Here is an 18,449-nt window from a genome sequence, read left to right as displayed (position 1 = left end):
AACCTGCTGGTTAACCTTGACTCATTACAGTCTGTAAGCCCTTTTTTTGCCTTTGCTACTGGAAGCTAAATACGCATGACAACTCAGGCCCCACCGAGCGCTTTACTGCCGCTCACTCCGGACCAGCTGGCGCGCCTTCAGGCGGCGACCACTGATTTTTCAACCACCCAACTGGCCTGGTTGTCCGGCTATTTCTGGGGAATGATTAACCAGCAGCCGGGTGCGGTTGCGGGCGTAGCGGCTCCGGCGGCTGAGGCTCCGGCCATTACGCTGATTTCCGCCTCGCAGACGGGCAATGCGCGCCGCGTGAGCGAGCAGCTGCGTGATGATTTACTGGCGGCTAAACTGAACGTCAATCTGGTTAATGCTGGCGACTATAAATTCAAACAAATTGCCCAGGAAAAACTGCTGATTGTCGTGAGCTCAACTCAGGGTGAAGGGGAGCCGCCGGAAGAAGCCGTTGCCCTGCATAAATTCCTGTTCTCGAAAAAAGCGCCAAAACTCGACGGCACCGCGTTTGCGGTCTTTGGCCTCGGCGACAGCTCTTACGAATTCTTCTGCCAGTCAGGTAAAGACTTCGACAGTAAGCTGGCCGAGCTGGGCGGGGAACGCCTGCTGGAGAGAGTTGATACCGACGTGGAATATCAGCCTGCCGCGCAGGAATGGCGTGGCAAAATCGTTGAGCTACTGAAGTCTCGCGTTCCTGCCGAAACCCCCGCGCAGGCTGCGGCCACGGCGAGCGGAGCAAGCAATGAAATTTTCACCAGCCCCTACAGCAAAGAATCGCCGCTAACCGCCACGCTTGCAGTTAACCAGAAAATTACCAGCCGCGATTCCGATAAAGACGTGCGCCACGTCGAAATCGATCTTGGCGATTCCGGCTTGCGCTACCAACCCGGCGATGCTCTTGGCGTCTGGTATCAAAACGATCCTGCGTTAGTCAAAGAGTTGACCGAATTGCTGTGGCTGAAGGGCGATGAAAGCGTCACCGTTGGCGGTAAAACGCTGCCGCTGAGCGAAGCCCTGCAATGGCACTTCGAGCTGACGGTAAACACCGCCAATATTGTGGAGAACTACGCTCAGTTGACCCGCAACCCCGCGCTGCTGGAGCTGGTGGGTGATAAAGCGAAATTACAGCACTATGCTCAAACTACGCCGATTGTGGATATGGCGCGTTATGCGCCAGCCGAACTGACGGCTGAGCAGCTTATCGGCCTGCTGCGCCCGCTGACTCCACGCCTCTATTCTATCGCTTCTTCTCAGGCGGAAGCGGAGAGCGAAGTACACATTACCGTCGGCGCGGTACGTTATGAAATTGAAGGGCGCGCCCGCAGCGGCGGGGCTTCTGGCTTCCTGGCCGATCGTCTGGAAGAAGACGGCGAAGTGCGTGTGTTCATCGAGCACAACGACAATTTCCGCCTGCCCGCAAGCCCGGAAACGCCGGTCATCATGATTGGGCCCGGTACCGGCATCGCGCCGTTCCGCGCTTTTATTCAGCAGCGCGACAGCGAAGGCGCCAGCGGCAAGAACTGGCTGTTCTTCGGCAACCCGCACTTTACCGAAGATTTTCTCTACCAGGTGGAGTGGCAGCGCTACGTTAAAGACGGCCTGCTGACCAACATAGACCTGGCCTGGTCCCGCGACCAGCAGCATAAAATATACGTACAAGACAAACTGCGCGAGAAAGGCGCGGAACTGTGGAGCTGGATTCAGGAAGGCGCCCACATTTATGTCTGCGGCGACGCCAATCGCATGGCGAAGGACGTTGAGCAGGCTTTACTGGAAGTGGTTTCCGTCCACGGTGGCATGGACACCGAAGCGGCGGATGAGTTTTTAAGTGAGCTGCGCGTTGAGCGCCGTTATCAGCGAGATGTCTACTAATGAGCGAAAAACACCCTGGCCCTCTGGTGGTCGAAGGAAAACTGGTTGACGCCGAACGGCTGAAACGCGATAGCGATTTCCTGCGCGGCACAATTAAAGAAGACCTGCAGGACGGCCTGACCGGCGGTTTTAACGGCGATAACTTCCTGCTGATCCGCTTTCACGGCATGTACCAGCAGGATGACCGCGACATTCGCGCCGAGCGTGCTGAACAAAAGCTGGAGCCGCGCCACGCGATGATGCTGCGCTGCCGTCTGCCGGGGGGGATTATCACCACTCAGCAGTGGCAGGCTATTGATAAGTTTGCCGAAGATAAAACTATCTACGGCAGCATTCGCCTGACCAACCGCCAGACTTTCCAGTTCCACGGCATTCTGAAAAAGAACGTGAAACCGGCGCATGAAATGCTGCATGAAGTCGGGCTGGACGCCCTGGCAACCGCCAACGACGTGAACCGTAACGTGCTTTGTACTTCTAATCCGGTGGAGTCCGAACTGCATCAGGAAGCTTACGAATGGGCGAAAAAGCTCTCCGAGCACCTTCTGCCGCGCACTCGCGCCTATGCGGAAATCTGGTGGGATAAAGAAAAAGTCGCCACCACCGACGAAGAGCCGATCCTGGGGGCAACTTATCTGCCGCGTAAGTTCAAAACGACGGTGGTTATCCCGCCGCAAAATGACGTGGATCTGCACGCCAACGACATGAACTTTATCGCCATTGCTGAAAACGGCAAACTGGTAGGGTTTAACCTGCTGGTCGGCGGCGGTCTGTCGATTGAGCACGGCAACAAAAATACCTACGCCCGCACCGCGAGCGAGTTTGGCTATATTCCGCTGGAGCACACGCTGGCGGTAGCAGAAGCCGTGGTAACAACCCAGCGAGACTGGGGAAACCGTACCGACCGTAAAAATGCCAAGACCAAATACACCCTTGAGCGCGTTGGCGTGGATGTGTTTAAGGCCGAGGTGGAGCGCCGGGCCGGCATCAAGTTTGAACCGACCCGAGCCTACGAATTTACCGGCCGCGGCGACCGTATCGGCTGGGTAAAAGGCATTGATGATAAATGGCACCTGACGCTGTTTATCGAAAATGGCCGTATTCTCGATTACCCGGATCGCCCGCTGAAAACCGGCCTGCTGAAAATAGCTCAGATCCACAAAGGCGACTTCCGCCTGACCGCGAATCAGAACCTGATCGTCGCGGGCGTGCCGGAAAGCGAAAAAGCTAAAATTGAGAAGCTGGCAACCGGGCACGGCCTGATGAATGCGGTCACGCCTCAGCGTGAAAACTCAATGGCCTGCGTGGCGTTTCCAACCTGCCCGCTGGCGATGGCTGAGGCCGAACGCTTCCTGCCGGAGTTCGTTACCAAAGTCGAGCAGGTGCTGGACAAACACAACGTACCGGATGAGCACATTGTGACGCGAGTTACCGGCTGCCCGAACGGCTGTGGCCGCGCGCTGCTGGCGGAAATTGGCCTGGTGGGTAAAGCGCCTGGGCGCTATAACCTGCACGTTGGCGGCAACCGCATCGGGACGAGAATTCCGCGTATGTACCGTGAAAACATTACCGAGCCGGAGATCCTCAGTTCAATTGATGAGCTGGTAGGCCGCTGGGCGAAAGAGCGTGAGGCCGATGAAGGCTTTGGTGATTTCACCGTGCGCGCCGGGATTGTTCGACCCGTGCTCGATCCCGCCAGAGATTTGTGGGACTAGTTTTTCCCCTCACCCTAACCCTCTCCCCAAAGGGGCGAGGGGATAATTCGGCTTTCCCCTCAGCCCAAAGGGGCGAGGGAATAATTCGATTTCCCCCTCTCCCTTCCAGGGAGAGGGCCGGGGTGAGGGTCATCTATCACTAAGCGAGGCACGTATGTCCGGACTCGATTTAAAAGCGCTGAACGAACTGCCAAAGGTTGAGCGCGTAATGGCGCTCGCCGAGGTGAACGCTCAACTGGAAAAACTCAGCGCTCAGGAGCGCGTTAGCTGGGCGCTGGACAATCTGCCCGGCGAGTTCGTTCTCTCCTCGAGCTTTGGTATCCAGGCTGCGGTTTGTCTTCATCTTGTTACCCGGCAGCGCCCGGATATTCCCGTCATTCTTACCGATACCGGCTACCTGTTCCCGGAAACTTATCAGTTTATCGATGAGCTGACCGAGAAGTTGAAGCTGAATCTACAGGTGTTCCGGGCGGCAGAAAGCCCTGCGTGGCAGGAAGCGCGTTACGGCAAACTGTGGGAGCAGGGCGTGGAAGGTATTGAACGCTATAACGACATCAACAAAGTCGAGCCGATGAACCGCGCAATGGCAACCCTCGGGGCGCAAACCTGGTTTGCCGGCCTGCGTCGTGAACAGTCAGGGAGCCGCGCACACCTGCCGGTGCTGGCGGTGCAGCGTGAAGTGTTTAAAATCCTGCCGATTATCGACTGGGATAACCGTACGGTTTACCAGTATCTAACCGAGCACGGGCTGAAGTACCACCCGCTCTGGGACCAGGGCTATCTGTCGGTTGGTGATACGCATACTACCCGCAAATGGGAGCCGGGCATGGCGGAAGAAGAGACTCGCTTCTTTGGCCTGAAGCGCGAGTGCGGGCTGCACGAGTAAAGCAGCCCTTTACACCAGAAGGGGCTGCTAAGAAATTACTTCCCGGCCCCGGATAACTCACTCACCAGCGGCAGCAGGATACGAACGGCATCGTGGCTGCGCCGCTTAATTCTCCCCGGCAGCGCCTTATCCAGATATTCCAGGTTATCAATGGTCGCGTTATGCCAGCTGGTGCCGTGCGGGAAAGCTTTGTTTTTGCTGCGCTGCTGATAACCATCTTTGGCCCCCAGCAGCCAGTTAGTCGCCTCAACGGTCAGTACCGGGATCCCTGCTTTATCAAAAACCTCTGCGTCGCCGCAGCAGCCGGTGCCTTTCGGGTATTTAACATTCATCCCCGGATTGGTGGCGGCCTGAATACCGGCCCGGTGAGCAATCGTTAAGGCTCTGTCGCGGCTCAGCTTACGCACGGCGGCGGGCGTTGACTGCCCGCTATTGAAGTAGAGTTTATCGCCGACAATCAGGCTATCGAGATTGATCACCAGCAGAGTGTTAGCCTTCTCTTCTTTACTCATGCGCTCAAGGATATTCTTCGCCCCCAGCGAGCCAATTTCTTCGCCGCTGGTTGCAATAAAGCGAATGCCGTAGCGGAGTGGCATATCCTTCATGCGTTCGGCGAGCTCGAGCATGACGCCCAGTCCGGATGCGTTATCGTCAACGCCCTGCAAAGTCAGGCCGCCAAGATTGTTATCGACATCTTTGTCGTTGAGCGGCGTATAGGTGTCCAGGTGCGCCATAATAATTATCTGCTGCGGAAGCTTGCCTTCGCGCGCCGCAATTACGCTGCTGGTACTGACGTTGTGCCAGTTTTGATGCCCTGCTTTGGTGGTGTAGAGATAGCGGGTATTGAACTGGCGAATGTCGCTCTGGTAGCCCCAGGATTTAAACTGTTGCTGAATGTAGTCTGCCGCCAGCATTTCTGCGGGGCTGCCGGTCATTCGGCCGGGAAAATAGGTGGCGATGTGTCTGATTTGCTGGTCGGCGATGTCGCCGAGCTGCGCGGTCTTTGCCACGGCAGAAAAGGTAAAGCACGCGCCCAGCGCCAGGGAAATCACCGAGCAGCGCAATGCGGAAAGCATATTACGTCCTTATTAATCATTCTTGGAGGCGAGTTTTTTCGCGCTATTAGTATGAAACTGTGAGCGAGGTTAAACAATTTCATTTGCTCTTAAACCCCCGAAAAAACGGCCTGTTAAGCACAATTTGTTGTGAGCTTTGCCATGGCGTTATTCCTTTGCGGAACTAGTCATTCCAATTCGTAATTTCATAACAAATAAGCGCAAGACTTATAGTCCCCTTAGATTAAAACTCAGGCGGCTGCCACGACCGGCCGCGGCGTATCTGGCTTAAGGGAAGGTTATGGACCAAAAAAGACTTACTCACTTGCGGCAACTGGAGGCTGAAAGCATCCATATTATCCGCGAGGTCGCCGCCGAATTTTCCAATCCGGTAATGATGTACTCCATCGGTAAAGACTCTTCGGTGATGCTGCATTTGGCCCGTAAAGCGTTCTATCCAGGTACGCTGCCGTTCCCGCTGCTGCACGTAGACACCGGCTGGAAGTTCCGCGAAATGTACGAATTCCGCGACCGCACCGCTAAAGCCTACGGCTGTGAGCTTATCGTTCACCGCAACCCGGAAGGCGTGGCGATGGGGATTAACCCGTTTGTGCACGGCAGCGCCAAACATACCGACATCATGAAAACCGAAGGGCTGAAGCAGGCGCTCAATAAATATGGTTTTGATGCCGCATTTGGCGGCGCTCGTCGTGACGAAGAGAAGTCCCGGGCGAAAGAGCGTATTTACTCCTTCCGCGACCGCTTCCATCGCTGGGACCCGAAAAATCAGCGTCCGGAGCTATGGCACAACTACAACGGCCAGGTTAATAAGGGCGAAAGTATTCGTGTATTCCCGCTCTCTAACTGGACCGAGCTGGATATCTGGCAGTACATCTACCTGGAAAATATCGATATCGTTCCGCTCTATCTCGCCGCGCCGCGCCCGGTACTGGAGCGTGACGGCATGTTGATGATGATTGACGACGATCGCATCGATCTGCAGCCGGGAGAAGTGATTGAGCAACGTATGGTGCGCTTCCGTACTCTGGGCTGCTGGCCGCTGACCGGCGCGGTTGAGTCTACCGCGCAGACGCTGCCGGAGATAATCGAAGAGATGCTGGTTTCGACGACCAGTGAACGCCAGGGACGCATGATTGACCGCGACCAGGCCGGCTCCATGGAGCTGAAAAAACGCCAGGGTTATTTCTAAGGAGCCGCCAGATGAATACCACTATTGCACAACAAATCGCTGACGAAGGCGGCGTGGAAGCATACCTGCACGCCCAGCAGCACAAAAGCCTGCTGCGTTTTCTGACCTGCGGCAGCGTTGATGACGGCAAAAGCACCCTGATTGGCCGCCTGCTGCACGACACGCGCCAGATTTATGAAGATCAGCTCTCTTCCTTGCATACCGACAGCAAGCGCCACGGGACGCAGGGCGAAAAGCTCGATCTGGCTTTGCTGGTGGACGGCCTTCAGGCCGAGCGCGAGCAGGGCATAACCATCGATGTCGCCTACCGCTATTTCTCCACTGAAAAGCGCAAATTCATCATCGCCGATACGCCGGGGCACGAGCAGTACACCCGTAATATGGCGACCGGAGCGTCCACCTGTGAGTTGGCGATCCTGCTGATCGATGCCCGTAAAGGCGTATTGGATCAAACCCGTCGCCACAGTTTTATCTCGACGCTGCTGGGGATCAAACATCTGGTGGTGGCTATCAATAAAATGGATCTGGTTGCTTTCAGCGAGCAGACCTTCGAGCAGATCAAACAGGATTACCTCACCTTCGCCCAGCAGTTGCCTGCCGATCTTGATATCCGCTTTGTGCCGCTTTCGGCCCTGGAAGGGGATAACGTTGCAAGCTCGAGCAGCCAGATGCCGTGGTATACCGGCCCGACGCTGCTGCAAGTGCTGGAGACGGTAGAAATTATTCGCGGCGTGGAGCAGCAGCCGATGCGCTTCCCGGTGCAATATGTTAACCGCCCTAATCTGGACTTCCGTGGCTATGCGGGCACTTTAGCCTCCGGCACGGTCAGCGTGGGGCAGCGGGTTAAAGTCCTGCCGTCAGGCGTGGAATCTGCGGTGGCGAGAATCGTTACTTTTGATGGAGATTTGCAACAAGCCAGCGCCGGAGAAGCCATTACCCTGGTGCTGAAAGATGAAATCGATATCAGCCGTGGCGACCTGGTAGTCGACGTAGCCGAACCGCTGGTTGCGGTGCAAAGCGCTAAAGTTGACGTGGTATGGATGGCGGAACAGCCGCTGGTGCCGGGCCAAAGCTTCGACATTAAAATCGCCGGGAAGAAAACCCGCGCTCGCGTCGACAATATTCACTATCAGGTTGAAATCAACTCCCTTACCCAGCGCGTGGTGGAAAGCCTGCCGCTAAACGGCATCGGACTTGTTGACCTGACTTTCGACGAGCCTCTGGTGCTCGACAAATACCAGGCTAACCCGGTGACCGGCGGGCTTATCTTCATTGACCGCCTGAGCAACGTGACCGTGGGAGCCGGTATGGTGCGTGAGCCACAGGAAGACGTTTATCAGGAGCCTTCGGCTTACAGCGCGTTTGAAATTGAACTTAACGCTCTGGTTCGCCGCCACTTCCCGCACTGGGGCGCGCGCGATCTGCTGGGAGGCAAATAATGGCCGACCATGATGAAAACGTGGTCTGGCATGCGCACCCGGTAACCCGCGAGCAGCGTGAAGCTCTGAATCAGCACCGCGGGGCGGTGCTGTGGTTTACCGGCCTGTCCGGCTCGGGGAAATCAACCGTGGCCGGCGCGCTGGAACAGGCGCTGCATCAGCTTGGCGTCAGCACTTATCTACTTGATGGCGACAATGTGCGTCACGGGTTATGCAGCGACCTGGGTTTTAGCGATGAAGACCGCAAAGAGAATATTCGCCGGGTTGGCGAAGTCGCCGGCCTGATGGTTGACGCTGGGCTGCTGGTGCTGAGTGCGTTTATCTCTCCGCACCGCGCTGAGCGCCAAATGGTGAGGGAGCGGGTAGGGGAAGGGCGCTTTTACGAAGTGTTTGTGGATACGCCTCTGGAGATTTGTGAAACCCGCGATCCGAAGGGCCTCTACAAGAAGGCTCGAGCCGGTGAACTGAAGAATTTTACCGGCATTGACTCGGCGTATGAGGCGCCGGTGGCGGCTGAAATTCACTTAGATGGCGAACAATTAGTAACAAATTTAGTGGCCCAAATATTAGACCTGCTGCGTCGCGACGATATCATCAATTGCTGAAGACGCCCGGAGGCATAACGCTTCCGGCCATCAGGGTTATGAAATCAGTTATGCGCAACGGCACGAATATCGTTATTTCTCAGGCTGAAACCAGCCCGACGGTCGAGGAAACAACCTGGTCACTCCCCGGGGCGTTCATCGGCTTTTTGTCGTGGCTGCTGGCGCTAGGTATTCCCTTTCTGGTGTATGGCCCCAACACGCTTTTCTTCTTCCTCTACACCTGGCCGTTTTTCCTGGCGCTGATGCCGGTAGCCGTCGTCGTTGGGATAGCAGTACATTCCCTGCTGCGCGGCAAGCTGTTGTTCAGCTGCTTTGCCACGCTGCTCTGCGTGGCGCTGATGTTCGGCGTTCTGTTCATGTGGCTGATGGGATAGCCGTGCAGAACTGCGTCAAACCGTAACAGACTATTTATGGTCAACGTTAAGCTAAACTTGCTGCAATCGCGCATGCGTTCTCGTTATGTGGTAAATTCTGCCGCGGTTTGGCGGGCAGGGTTGCTTGCCGCAGTGGAGTCAAAGAAAAAGTTGTGGGATGATTGTGCCGTTTTTCAGGGGGCTGGATGGGTAAACTAACGCTGCTGTTGCTGGCCTTGCTGGTCTGGCTCCAGTATTCGCTGTGGTTCGGAAAAAACGGCGTACACGATTACACGCGCGTCAGCGAAGATGTCGCTGCGCAGCAGGCAACCAATGCCAAATTAAAATCTCGAAACGATCAGCTTTTTGCCGAAATTGACGACCTCAACGGCGGCCAGGAAGCGATTGAAGAGCGCGCTCGTAATGAACTCAGCATGACCAAGCCGGGAGAGACTTTCTACCGCCTGGTGCCTGATGCCTCCAAACGCGCGGCCAGCGGCAACAACAGCGGCGCCGGGCAAAATAATCGATAACTCAGAATAAGTGAAAGACATGGCAGACTCCTCCCCGGACGTAATTGCCGTGGTACCGGCGGCCGGTATCGGCAGCCGCATGCAAACGGAATGTCCTAAGCAGTATCTACATATCGGCGATAAAACGATTCTTGAACACGCGGTAGCCAGCCTGATGGCCCACCCGCGCGTTGGCCAGGTTATCGTCGCCATTAGCCCCAACGACACCCACTTTTCTTCCCTGCCGCTTGCGGCACATCCGCGCGTCAGGGTTGTTACCGGCGGCGGCCAGCGAGCGGACTCCGTGCTGGCCGGTTTACAGGCCGCTGGAAATGCTGAATGGGTGCTGGTGCATGACGCCGCCCGCCCGTGCCTGCATCAGGACGATTTGGAAAATCTGCTGTCTATCACCGCCACCAGTAAAGTCGGCGGTATTCTTGCCGCCCCCGTGCGGGATACCATGAAACGTGGCGAGCCCGGCAAAGCGTTAATCGCCCACACGGTGGACAGAGAAGACCTCTGGCACGCCCTGACGCCGCAGCTTTTCCCGCTCGAACTTCTGCGCAGCTGCCTGCTGCGCGCCCTGGATGAAGGCGCAACCATAACCGATGAAGCCTCGGCGCTGGAATATTGTGGCTTCCATCCGGCATTGATTAGCGCCCGTGCTGATAATATCAAGGTGACTCGCCCTGAGGATCTTGCGCTGGCGGCTTTCTATCTTACGCGGTTAACCCAAACGGAGAATTTATAATGCGTATCGGACACGGTTTTGATGTTCATGCTTTTGGCGGCGTTGGCCCGATTATTATTGGCGGCGTTCGTGTCCCGTTTGAAAAAGGGCTGCTGGCCCACTCCGACGGCGATGTCGCTTTGCACGCATTGACCGATGCGCTTCTTGGCGCGGCCGCGCTGGGGGATATCGGCAAGTTATTCCCGGACACCGACCCGGCGTTTAAAGGTGCCGATAGCCGCGAGCTGCTGCGTGAGGCGTGGCGCCGTATTCAGGCTAAGGGCTTCACCTTGGGCAACGTTGACGTCACTATTATTGCTCAGGCGCCGAAAATGGCACCGCACATCCCTCAGATGCGCGTGTTTATCGCCGAAGATCTCGGCTGTCATATGGACGATGTTAACGTCAAAGCGACCACCACCGAAAAACTTGGTTTTACCGGGCGCGGGGAAGGTATTGCCTGTGAAGCGGTAGCGCTGCTGCATAAGGCTGGCAAGTAATGGATATGCAAAACCTGACGTGGCTGCACGGTAAGCCGCAGGGCACCGGCGTGATTAAAGCCAGTCCGGAAGATTTCGTCGTTATTGAAGACCTCGGCTTCGGCCCGGACGGCGAAGGCGAGCACCTGCTGCTGCGCATCCTGAAAACCGGCTGCAATACCCGGTCCGTTGCCGATGCGCTGGCAAAGTTCCTCAAGGTTCACGCCCGTGAAGTCAGTTTTGCCGGGCAAAAAGATAAGCATGCCGTGACCGAACAGTGGTTCTGCGTGCGGCTGCCGGGCAAAGAGATGCCGGACATGAGCGCCTTTGAGCTGGAAGGCTGCAAAGTGCTGGAGTTTGCCCGCCATCGCCGCAAGCTGCGTTTAGGCGCGCTTCAGGGAAATCGCTTTACCCTGGTGCTGCGTGAGGTTAGCGATCGTAATGAAATGGAACAGCGCCTGCAGGCGATTGCTAAGCTGGGCGTCCCGAACTATTTCGGCAGCCAGCGTTTTGGCATCGGCGGTAATAACCTGCATCAGGCGAGGCGCTGGGCGGAAAGCAATGCGCCGCTGCGCGACAGAAATAAACGCAGTTTTTGGTTGTCGGCGGCCCGCAGCGCGTTGTTTAATCAGATTGTTAGCCAGCGCCTGAAAAAACCAGACTTTAATCAAGTTGTTGATGGCGATGCGCTACAATTGGCAGGACGCGGCAGCTGGTTTGTTGCGACCCCGGAAGAACTCCCGACCTTGCAACAGCGTGTGGACGACGGCGAACTGCTGATAACCGCGCCGCTGCCGGGCGACGGCGAGTGGGGCACGAAGAATGCCGCGCTGGAATTTGAGCAGCAATGCGTGGCGGAAGAGGGCGTTTTGCTCGGCTTGTTGAACCGCGAACGCGTTGAAGCTGCACGCCGCGCCATGCTGGTGCAGGCAAAAGAATTAAGCTGGAACTGGTGGGATGATGTGACCGTTGAGCTGAACTTCTGGCTCCCGGCCGGCAGCTTCGCCACCAGCGTTGTCAGGGAACTCATGAACACATCGGGTGATTATGCGAATATTGCTGAGTAACGATGACGGAGTCTATGCGCCTGGGATCCAGACGCTGGCTAAAGCGCTGCGAGAATTTGCCGAGGTGCAGGTTGTCGCGCCGGACAGAAACCGTAGCGGCGCATCAAACTCGCTCACGCTTGAGTCATCGCTCAGGACTTTTACCCTCGCTAACGGGGATATTTCGGTTCAGATGGGCACGCCGACGGACTGTGTCTATCTGGGCGTTAACGCGCTTATGCACCCGCGCCCGGATATCGTGGTGTCGGGCATTAACGCGGGCCCCAATCTTGGGGATGACGTCATTTATTCCGGCACCGTTGCGGCGGCGATGGAAGGGCGGCATTTAGGCTTCCCCGCCCTTGCCGTGTCGCTTAACGGCCACGAACATTATGAAACGGCTGCGGCGGTTACCTGCACTATTCTGCGGGCGCTGGCGCGTGAACCCTTGCGCACCGGCCGTATTCTCAATATCAACGTGCCTGATTTACCGCTCGATGAAATCAAAGGTATCCGCGTTACCCGCTGCGGCAGCCGCCATCCGTCAGACCAGGTTATTCCTCAGGAAGATCCACGCGGTAATACGCTCTACTGGATTGGGCCGCCGGGTGAAAAACTCGATGCCGCGCCGGATACCGATTTTGCCGCGGTAGATGAAGGCTATGTTTCGATCACGCCGCTGCACGTTGATTTAACCGCCCATAGCGCCCAGGAAGTCGTAGGCCACTGGCTGGCGAAAGCCGGAGTTGAGGCGCAATGGTAAGCAGACGCGTACAAACCCTTCTCGATCAATTACGTGTCCAGGGCATCAAGGACGAAAATGTTCTTGAGGCTATCGCGCAGGTACCGCGCGAGAAATTTGTCGATGAAGCGTTTGAACACAAAGCCTGGGAAAATACCGCGTTACCGATTGGCTCTGGCCAGACTATCTCGCAGCCTTATATGGTGGCGAGGATGACCGAGCTGCTGGCGCTAAAGCCGGACTCGAAAGTGCTGGAGATTGGCACCGGCTCCGGCTACCAGACCGCGATTCTGGCGCATCTGGTTGCGCATGTCTGTTCGGTTGAGCGTATAAAGGGGCTGCAATGGCACGCCCGGCGTCGCCTGAAGCAGCTCGACTTGCACAATATTTCTACCCGTCACGGCGATGGCTGGCAGGGCTGGCAGGCGAAAGCTCCGTTTGACGCTATCATTGTGACGGCGGCACCGCCGGAAGTTCCTTCGGCCCTGCTGTCTCAGCTAAAAGACGGCGGGATTTTGGTTTTACCCGTGGGCGACGAGAATCAGCTGTTGAAGCGGATTCGCCGCCACGGGAATGAATTTTCTATCGACACTGTAGAAGCCGTTCGTTTTGTGCCCTTAGTGCGCGGCGAGCTGGCATAACCCGGAAATATCCGGTTTTTTTGGCAGGAATTCGGCGTAACGTAGCCGGACTCGGCAAAAGCAGGCGCGGTTAGGCGCTGCTTTCTATAGTGTTTTCATGAATATCTGGTTGTTATCATTTGGGGGATAAATGAGCGCGGGAAGCCCAACTTTCACTTTACGCCGGGCGGCGATGCTAACGTTCGCCGGTCTTTGGCTGGCTGGCTGTTCAGGCAATAATAACACCCAGGCACCGATCAGTTCCGTCGGCGGCAACGGCAATGCATCCGGCTCTTCGAGCGGCAGCCTGCTGGTGACTAAGCCACCAACAATGTCGGCTCCGGTTCAGGCCCCTCAGATCCAGCAGGCTCCGCAAATACAGCCCGTTCATCAGCCCCAGCGCCAGGCCGTCGTTTCTGAGCCTGTGCACACGGAAAATGGCCGCATTGTGTACAATCGCCAGTATGGGAACATTCCGAAAGGCAGCTATGCCGGCGGCAGCACCTATACCGTTAAGCGCGGCGATACGCTGTTCTATATTGCGTGGATTACGGGCAACGACTTCCGCGATCTGGCGCAGCGCAACAACGTAGCGGCACCGTACGGACTGGAGGTCGGGCAAACCCTGCAAGTTGGCAATGCTTCCGGCACGCCAATCACCGGCGGTAATGCGGTTACCGCGGCCGATGCGCGCGCCCAGGGCGTGACGACGCCATCTGCACAAAACTCAACCACGGTGGTTGCTTCTAAACCAACAATTACGTATTCTGAAGATTCAGGTGAACAGAGTGATACCAAAATGTTACCAGGCAATAAGCCAGCTGCGACAGTTGTCACAGCACCGGTAACGGCACCCGTGGTTAGCTCTACCGAACCCACCGCTAGCAGTACCTCTAACAGCTCGCCTATCTCTACCTGGCGCTGGCCGACAGAGGGCAAAATTATCGAAAACTTTGCTGCCACCGAAGGAGGCAACAAGGGCATCGATATAGCGGGCAGTAAAGGACAGGCTATCATTGCGACCGCTTCAGGGCGCGTGGTGTATGCCGGTAACGCGCTGCGCGGTTACGGTAATCTAATCATCATAAAACATAACGATGATTACCTGAGTGCCTACGCCCATAACGATACAATGCTGGTCCGGGAACAAGAAGAAGTTAAGGCGGGGCAAAAAATAGCTACCATGGGTAGCACCGGAACCAGTTCTACACGTTTGCATTTTGAAATTCGTTACAAGGGGAAATCCGTAAACCCGCTGCGTTATTTACCGCAGCGATAAACCGGCAACATACTCTACGGAGTGTATTGCCCAGGGATCACGGGTAGGAGCCACCTTATGAGTCAGAATACGCTGAAAGTTAACGAGTTAAACGAAGACGCGGAATATGATGAGAACGGAGTTGAGGCTTTTGACGAAAAAGCCCTTGTAGAAGAGGAACCCAGTGATAACGACATTGCCGAAGAGGAGCTGTTGTCACAGGGCGCTACCCAGCGTGTACTTGATGCGACTCAGCTTTATCTTGGAGAGATCGGTTACTCTCCATTATTAACAGCCGAAGAAGAAGTTTATTTTGCACGCCGCGCACTGCGCGGTGATGTTGCCTCCCGCCGCCGCATGATTGAAAGCAACCTGCGTCTGGTGGTGAAAATTGCTCGTCGTTACAGCAATCGTGGTCTGGCCTTGCTGGACCTGATTGAAGAGGGCAATCTGGGGCTTATCCGTGCGGTTGAGAAGTTCGATCCGGAACGTGGATTCCGTTTCTCAACTTATGCGACATGGTGGATTCGTCAGACCATCGAACGGGCAATCATGAACCAAACCCGTACGATCCGCCTGCCGATTCACATTGTGAAAGAACTGAACGTTTATCTGCGTACCGCTCGCGAACTCTCACACAAGCTCGATCATGAGCCAAGTGCAGAAGAGATTGCCGAGCAGCTGGATAAACCGGTTGATGACGTTAGCCGTATGCTGCGCCTCAACGAGCGTATTACCTCGGTAGACACCCCTCTGGGCGGTGACTCTGGAAAGCGCTGCTGGATAATTCTGGCGGATGAGAAAGACAACGGTCCGGAAGACACCACGCAAGACGATGATATGAAACAGAGCATCGTGAAGTGGCTGTTTGAACTGAACGCTAAGCAGCGTGAAGTGCTGGCTCGTCGTTTCGGTCTGCTGGGTTATGAAGCTGCAACACTGGAAGATGTGGGTCGTGAAATTGGCCTGACTCGTGAACGTGTTCGTCAGATTCAGGTTGAAGGCCTGCGCCGTCTGCGTGAGATCCTGCAGACTCAGGGGCTGAACCTCGAAGCGCTGTTCCGCGAATAATCGACAGTTCAAATAAAAAGCGGTGATGAAAATCACCGCTTTTTTTATGTCTGCACTTTTCCCCTCTCGTTTTTGGACTGAGGGGAAAAATATCTACACCAGATTTTTCAGCCGATAAATCCACTCCAGCGCCTGGCGCGGAGAAAGCGAGTCCGGGTCCAGATTTTCAAGAGCCTCCACCGCAGGCGATGTCTCCTCCGGTACCGTCAGCAGCGACATTTGGGTGCCGTCTACCTGGCTTGCTGCGGCATTACCTGAAATACTTTCCAGTTCACGCAGCTTCTGGCGCGCACGCTTAATAACATCCTTCGGTACACCGGCCAGCGCGGCAACGGCAAGGCCGTAGCTTTTGCTTGCAGCACCGTCCTGAACGCTGTGCATAAAGGCAATAGTATCGCCATGCTCAACGGCATCAAGATGCACGTTCGCCACGCCTTCCATTTTCTCCGGCAGAGTGGTCAGCTCGAAGTAGTGCGTGGCAAACAACGTCAGCGCTTTGATGCGGTTCGCCAGGCTTTCGGCGCAGGCCCAGGCCAGCGACAGGCCGTCATAGGTCGATGTCCCGCGGCCAATCTCGTCCATCAGCACCAGGCTGTGCTCGGTGGCGTTATGCAGAATATTGGCAGTTTCGGTCATTTCGACCATAAAGGTGGAGCGGCCGGAAGCCAGGTCATCCGCCGCGCCCACACGGGTGAAGATGCGGTCAATCGGGCCGATTTCCGCCTGCTGTGCCGGGACAAAGCTACCGATGTATGCCAGCAGGGCTATCAGAGCTGTCTGGCGCATATAGGTACTTTTACCGCCCATATTCGGGCCGGTGATAATCAGCATTCTGCGCTGCGGCGAAAGGCTCAGCGGGTTGGCGATAAAGGGTTCGCTAAGCACCTGTTCCACCACCGGATGGCGGCCGCCAACCAGTTTGATACCCGGCTTGTCGGTCAGCGTCGGGCAGGTGTAGTTCAGGGTGTAAGCGCGCTCGGAAAGGTTCACCAGCACGTCCAGCTCCGCCAGCGCGGTTGCGCTTTTTTGCAGGGCTTCCAGGTGCGGCAGCAGCAAATCGAACAGCTGGTCGTAAAGCTGCTTCTCCAGCGCCAGCGCCTTGCCTTTAGAGGTCAGAACTTTGTCTTCATACTCTTTCAGCTCGGGGATGATATAGCGCTCGGCGTTTTTTAGCGTCTGGCGGCGAACGTAGTTGATCGGCACCAGGTGGCTTTGGCCGCGGCTGACCTGAATGTAGTAGCCGTGGACGGCGTTAAACCCGACTTTCAAAGTATCGAGACCCAGACGCTCGCGTTCGCGGATCTCCAGGCGGTCGAGGTAGTCCGTCGCGCCGTCGGCTAAAGCTCGCCACTCGTCCAGCTCTTCATTGTAGCCGGGGGCGATAACGCCGCCGTCACGCACCAGAACAGGCGGAGCCTCGATAACGGCTCGCTCAAGCAGCTCGCGTAGTTCGGTGAACTCACCCATTTGCTCGCGCAGCGTCTGCACATAATCGGTGTCGACGTCGGCGAGCATTTCTCTCAGAGACGGAAGCTGCTGGAAAGCGTAGCGCATACGAGCCAGGTCACGCGGGCGCGCGGTGCGCAGGGCAAGACGAGCCAGAATACGTTCCAGATCGCCCACCTGGCGCAGCGTCGGCTGAACCTCGGCGGTACGTTCCTGGAGGGCGGCAATGGTTTGCTGGCGCTTGGTCAGTACGTCAACGTTGCGCACCGGCATATGCAGCCAGCGTTTTAGCATCCGGCTGCCCATCGGCGTTACGGTACAGTCCAGCACCGACGCCAGCGTGTTTTCGATGCCTCCGGACAGGTTCTGGGTTATCTCCAGATTGCGGCGCGTGGCGGCATCCATAATGATGCTGTCCTGCTGCCTGTCCATGGTGACGGAGCGAATGTGCGGCAGGGAAGTGCGCTGAGTATCTTTAACATATTGCAGCAGGCAGCCGGCGGCGCAAAGCGCATGATGGGCGTTTTCGACGCCGAAACCGGTCAGGTCGCGGGTGCCGAATTGCAGGTTCATCTGCTGGCGCGCGGTTTCAATTTCGAACTCCCAGAGCGGACGACGACGCAGGCCGCGGCGGCCCTCAATCAGGCTCATCTCGGCAAAATCTTCCGCATAAAGCAGTTCCGCAGGATTGGTGCGCTGTAATTCAGCGGCCATGGTTTCGCGGTCTTCCGGCTCGGTCAGGCGGAAGCGGCCGGAGCTGATGTCCAGCGTGGCATAGCCGAAGCCTTTGCTGTCCTGCCAGATGGCCGCCAGCAGGTTATCCTGGCGCTCCTGAAGCAGGGCTTCATCGCTGATGGTGCCGGGGGTGACAATACGCACCACTTTACGTTCGACCGGACCTTTGCTGGTCGCCGGGTCGCCAACTTGCTCGCAAATAGCTACCGATTCGCCGAGGTTCACCAATTTTGCCAGATAGTTTTCGACGGCATGATGCGGAACGCCCGCCATCGGGATAGGTTCCCCGGCCGATGCGCCGCGCTTGGTCAGGGAGATATCCAGCAGCTGCGACGCACGTTTGGCGTCGTCATAAAACAGCTCGTAAAAGTCACCCATGCGGTAGAACAGCAGAATGTCACGATGCTCGGATTTGAGACGCAGGTACTGCTGCATCATAGGAGTGTGGGCGTCGAAGGTTTCGCTTGTGCTCATCGGGTGATGATATCCATTTCGTTGAATTTTAAGTTGTTAGTGACGGTTCTGGTTCTCATTATCTCTCACTAATACCGGGTAACCGCAGCGGGTAATGGCTCCGCAGATAGCCCATGATAACGGACTATCCGGGGCAGGAAAACAGCAGGCGACAGCATCGGTTCATGCAGCCAACGGCGTTGCGTTTAGAAACAT

The 18,449-nt window shown here is 56.4% G+C and carries 17 protein-coding genes; 15 read left to right on the top strand and 2 right to left on the bottom strand.

The window, feature by feature from the left end:
* Positions 1 to 75 precede the first annotated feature (75 nt).
* The 3 genes from cysJ (at position 76) to cysH (ending at position 4,479) form a co-directional block, all read left to right on the top strand.
* Positions 76 to 1,881 carry an NADPH-dependent assimilatory sulfite reductase flavoprotein subunit gene (gene cysJ / locus HMPREF0201_RS16985; protein WP_016538003.1) on the top strand — a complete coding sequence of 602 codons (1,806 nt, stop codon included), beginning with the start codon at positions 76 to 78 and terminating at the stop codon, positions 1,879 to 1,881.
* On the top strand, positions 1,881 to 3,593 hold the full coding sequence (gene cysI, locus HMPREF0201_RS16980) for an assimilatory sulfite reductase (NADPH) hemoprotein subunit (RefSeq protein ID WP_016538002.1): 1,713 nt from the start codon (positions 1,881 to 1,883) through the stop codon (positions 3,591 to 3,593). The genes cysJ and cysI overlap by 1 nt, the downstream gene beginning before the upstream one ends.
* Before the next feature lie 154 nt (positions 3,594 to 3,747).
* Positions 3,748 to 4,479 carry a phosphoadenosine phosphosulfate reductase gene (gene cysH / locus HMPREF0201_RS16975; protein WP_016538001.1) on the top strand — a complete coding sequence of 244 codons (732 nt, stop codon included), beginning with the start codon at positions 3,748 to 3,750 and terminating at the stop codon, positions 4,477 to 4,479.
* A 35-nt stretch (positions 4,480 to 4,514) separates the two neighbouring features.
* On the opposite strand, the gene HMPREF0201_RS16970 is transcribed toward cysH, so the two are convergent.
* Entirely contained in the window at positions 4,515 to 5,555 is a 1,041-nt protein-coding gene (locus HMPREF0201_RS16970; RefSeq protein WP_016538000.1) for an aminopeptidase, read from the bottom strand.
* 280 nt (positions 5,556 to 5,835) lie between these two features.
* Between HMPREF0201_RS16970 and cysD the strand changes: the two genes are divergently transcribed.
* The 12 genes from cysD (at position 5,836) to rpoS (ending at position 15,599) form a co-directional block, all read left to right on the top strand.
* Positions 5,836 to 6,744: a sulfate adenylyltransferase subunit CysD gene (gene cysD, locus HMPREF0201_RS16965; protein WP_016537999.1), complete on the top strand. Its 909-nt coding sequence runs from the start codon at positions 5,836 to 5,838 to the stop codon at positions 6,742 to 6,744.
* An 11-nt stretch (positions 6,745 to 6,755) separates the two neighbouring features.
* Positions 6,756 to 8,183 (top strand): sulfate adenylyltransferase subunit CysN, encoded by a 1,428-nt coding sequence (gene cysN, locus HMPREF0201_RS16960; protein WP_016537998.1) that lies wholly within the window; start codon positions 6,756 to 6,758, stop codon positions 8,181 to 8,183.
* Complete coding sequence (gene cysC / locus HMPREF0201_RS16955) at positions 8,183 to 8,788, top strand: adenylyl-sulfate kinase (protein ID WP_016537997.1); 606 nt, start codon at positions 8,183 to 8,185, stop codon at positions 8,786 to 8,788. Before cysN ends, cysC begins: the two co-directional genes overlap by 1 nt.
* A gap of 50 nt (positions 8,789 to 8,838) precedes the next feature.
* Positions 8,839 to 9,162 (top strand): DUF3561 family protein, encoded by a 324-nt coding sequence (locus HMPREF0201_RS16950; RefSeq protein WP_039899424.1) that lies wholly within the window; start codon positions 8,839 to 8,841, stop codon positions 9,160 to 9,162.
* A gap of 185 nt (positions 9,163 to 9,347) precedes the next feature.
* Positions 9,348 to 9,674: a cell division protein FtsB gene (gene ftsB, locus HMPREF0201_RS16945; protein ID WP_016537994.1), complete on the top strand. Its 327-nt coding sequence runs from the start codon at positions 9,348 to 9,350 to the stop codon at positions 9,672 to 9,674.
* Between the two features lie 19 nt (positions 9,675 to 9,693).
* Positions 9,694 to 10,404, top strand: coding sequence for a 2-C-methyl-D-erythritol 4-phosphate cytidylyltransferase (gene ispD / locus HMPREF0201_RS16940; RefSeq protein ID WP_016537993.1), 711 nt, complete (start codon positions 9,694 to 9,696; stop codon positions 10,402 to 10,404).
* Positions 10,404 to 10,883 (top strand): 2-C-methyl-D-erythritol 2,4-cyclodiphosphate synthase, encoded by a 480-nt coding sequence (gene ispF, locus HMPREF0201_RS16935; RefSeq protein WP_016537992.1) that lies wholly within the window; start codon positions 10,404 to 10,406, stop codon positions 10,881 to 10,883. The genes ispD and ispF overlap by 1 nt, the downstream gene beginning before the upstream one ends.
* A complete protein-coding gene (gene truD, locus HMPREF0201_RS16930; protein WP_016537991.1) occupies positions 10,883 to 11,929 on the top strand; it encodes a tRNA pseudouridine(13) synthase TruD in 1,047 nt (348 codons plus the stop codon). Before ispF ends, truD begins: the two co-directional genes overlap by 1 nt.
* Positions 11,910 to 12,671, top strand: coding sequence for a 5'/3'-nucleotidase SurE (surE, locus tag HMPREF0201_RS16925; RefSeq protein WP_016537990.1), 762 nt, complete (start codon positions 11,910 to 11,912; stop codon positions 12,669 to 12,671). The genes truD and surE overlap by 20 nt, the downstream gene beginning before the upstream one ends.
* Entirely contained in the window at positions 12,665 to 13,291 is a 627-nt protein-coding gene (locus tag HMPREF0201_RS16920; protein ID WP_016537989.1) for a protein-L-isoaspartate(D-aspartate) O-methyltransferase, read from the top strand. The genes surE and HMPREF0201_RS16920 overlap by 7 nt, the downstream gene beginning before the upstream one ends.
* A gap of 130 nt (positions 13,292 to 13,421) precedes the next feature.
* Positions 13,422 to 14,549 carry a murein hydrolase activator NlpD gene (gene nlpD, locus HMPREF0201_RS16915; protein ID WP_039898735.1) on the top strand — a complete coding sequence of 376 codons (1,128 nt, stop codon included), beginning with the start codon at positions 13,422 to 13,424 and terminating at the stop codon, positions 14,547 to 14,549.
* 57 nt (positions 14,550 to 14,606) lie between these two features.
* Positions 14,607 to 15,599, top strand: a complete 993-nt coding sequence (gene rpoS / locus HMPREF0201_RS16910) for an RNA polymerase sigma factor RpoS (RefSeq protein ID WP_016537987.1) — start codon at positions 14,607 to 14,609, stop codon at positions 15,597 to 15,599.
* Between the two features lie 93 nt (positions 15,600 to 15,692).
* On the opposite strand, the gene mutS is transcribed toward rpoS, so the two are convergent.
* Positions 15,693 to 18,254, bottom strand: a complete 2,562-nt coding sequence (gene mutS / locus HMPREF0201_RS16905; RefSeq protein WP_016537986.1) for a DNA mismatch repair protein MutS — start codon at positions 18,252 to 18,254, stop codon at positions 15,693 to 15,695.
* Positions 18,255 to 18,449: the final 195 nt, after the last annotated feature.

This window comes from Cedecea davisae DSM 4568, assembly GCF_000412335.2.
Lineage (GTDB): Bacteria > Pseudomonadota > Gammaproteobacteria > Enterobacterales > Enterobacteriaceae > Cedecea > Cedecea davisae.
Note: the sequence above shows the minus strand (reverse complement) of the source record. Positions and strands in the feature narration are given on the sequence as shown.

Coding starts and splice junctions, on each gene's coding strand:
- ispD (WP_016537993.1), top strand. CDS start 9,694: ATGGCAGACTCCTCCCCGGACGTAATTGCCGTGGTACCGGCGGCCGGT.
- ispF (WP_016537992.1), top strand. CDS start 10,404: ATGCGTATCGGACACGGTTTTGATGTTCATGCTTTTGGCGGCGTTGGC.
- nlpD (WP_039898735.1), top strand. CDS start 13,422: ATGAGCGCGGGAAGCCCAACTTTCACTTTACGCCGGGCGGCGATGCTA.
- cysI (WP_016538002.1), top strand. CDS start 1,881: ATGAGCGAAAAACACCCTGGCCCTCTGGTGGTCGAAGGAAAACTGGTT.
- cysJ (WP_016538003.1), top strand. CDS start 76: ATGACAACTCAGGCCCCACCGAGCGCTTTACTGCCGCTCACTCCGGAC.
- mutS (WP_016537986.1), bottom strand. CDS start 18,254: ATGAGCACAAGCGAAACCTTCGACGCCCACACTCCTATGATGCAGCAG.
- HMPREF0201_RS16950 (WP_039899424.1), top strand. CDS start 8,839: ATGCGCAACGGCACGAATATCGTTATTTCTCAGGCTGAAACCAGCCCG.
- HMPREF0201_RS16970 (WP_016538000.1), bottom strand. CDS start 5,555: ATGCTTTCCGCATTGCGCTGCTCGGTGATTTCCCTGGCGCTGGGCGCG.
- cysD (WP_016537999.1), top strand. CDS start 5,836: ATGGACCAAAAAAGACTTACTCACTTGCGGCAACTGGAGGCTGAAAGC.
- rpoS (WP_016537987.1), top strand. CDS start 14,607: ATGAGTCAGAATACGCTGAAAGTTAACGAGTTAAACGAAGACGCGGAA.
- HMPREF0201_RS16920 (WP_016537989.1), top strand. CDS start 12,665: ATGGTAAGCAGACGCGTACAAACCCTTCTCGATCAATTACGTGTCCAG.
- ftsB (WP_016537994.1), top strand. CDS start 9,348: ATGGGTAAACTAACGCTGCTGTTGCTGGCCTTGCTGGTCTGGCTCCAG.
- cysN (WP_016537998.1), top strand. CDS start 6,756: ATGAATACCACTATTGCACAACAAATCGCTGACGAAGGCGGCGTGGAA.
- truD (WP_016537991.1), top strand. CDS start 10,883: ATGGATATGCAAAACCTGACGTGGCTGCACGGTAAGCCGCAGGGCACC.
- surE (WP_016537990.1), top strand. CDS start 11,910: ATGCGAATATTGCTGAGTAACGATGACGGAGTCTATGCGCCTGGGATC.
- cysH (WP_016538001.1), top strand. CDS start 3,748: ATGTCCGGACTCGATTTAAAAGCGCTGAACGAACTGCCAAAGGTTGAG.
- cysC (WP_016537997.1), top strand. CDS start 8,183: ATGGCCGACCATGATGAAAACGTGGTCTGGCATGCGCACCCGGTAACC.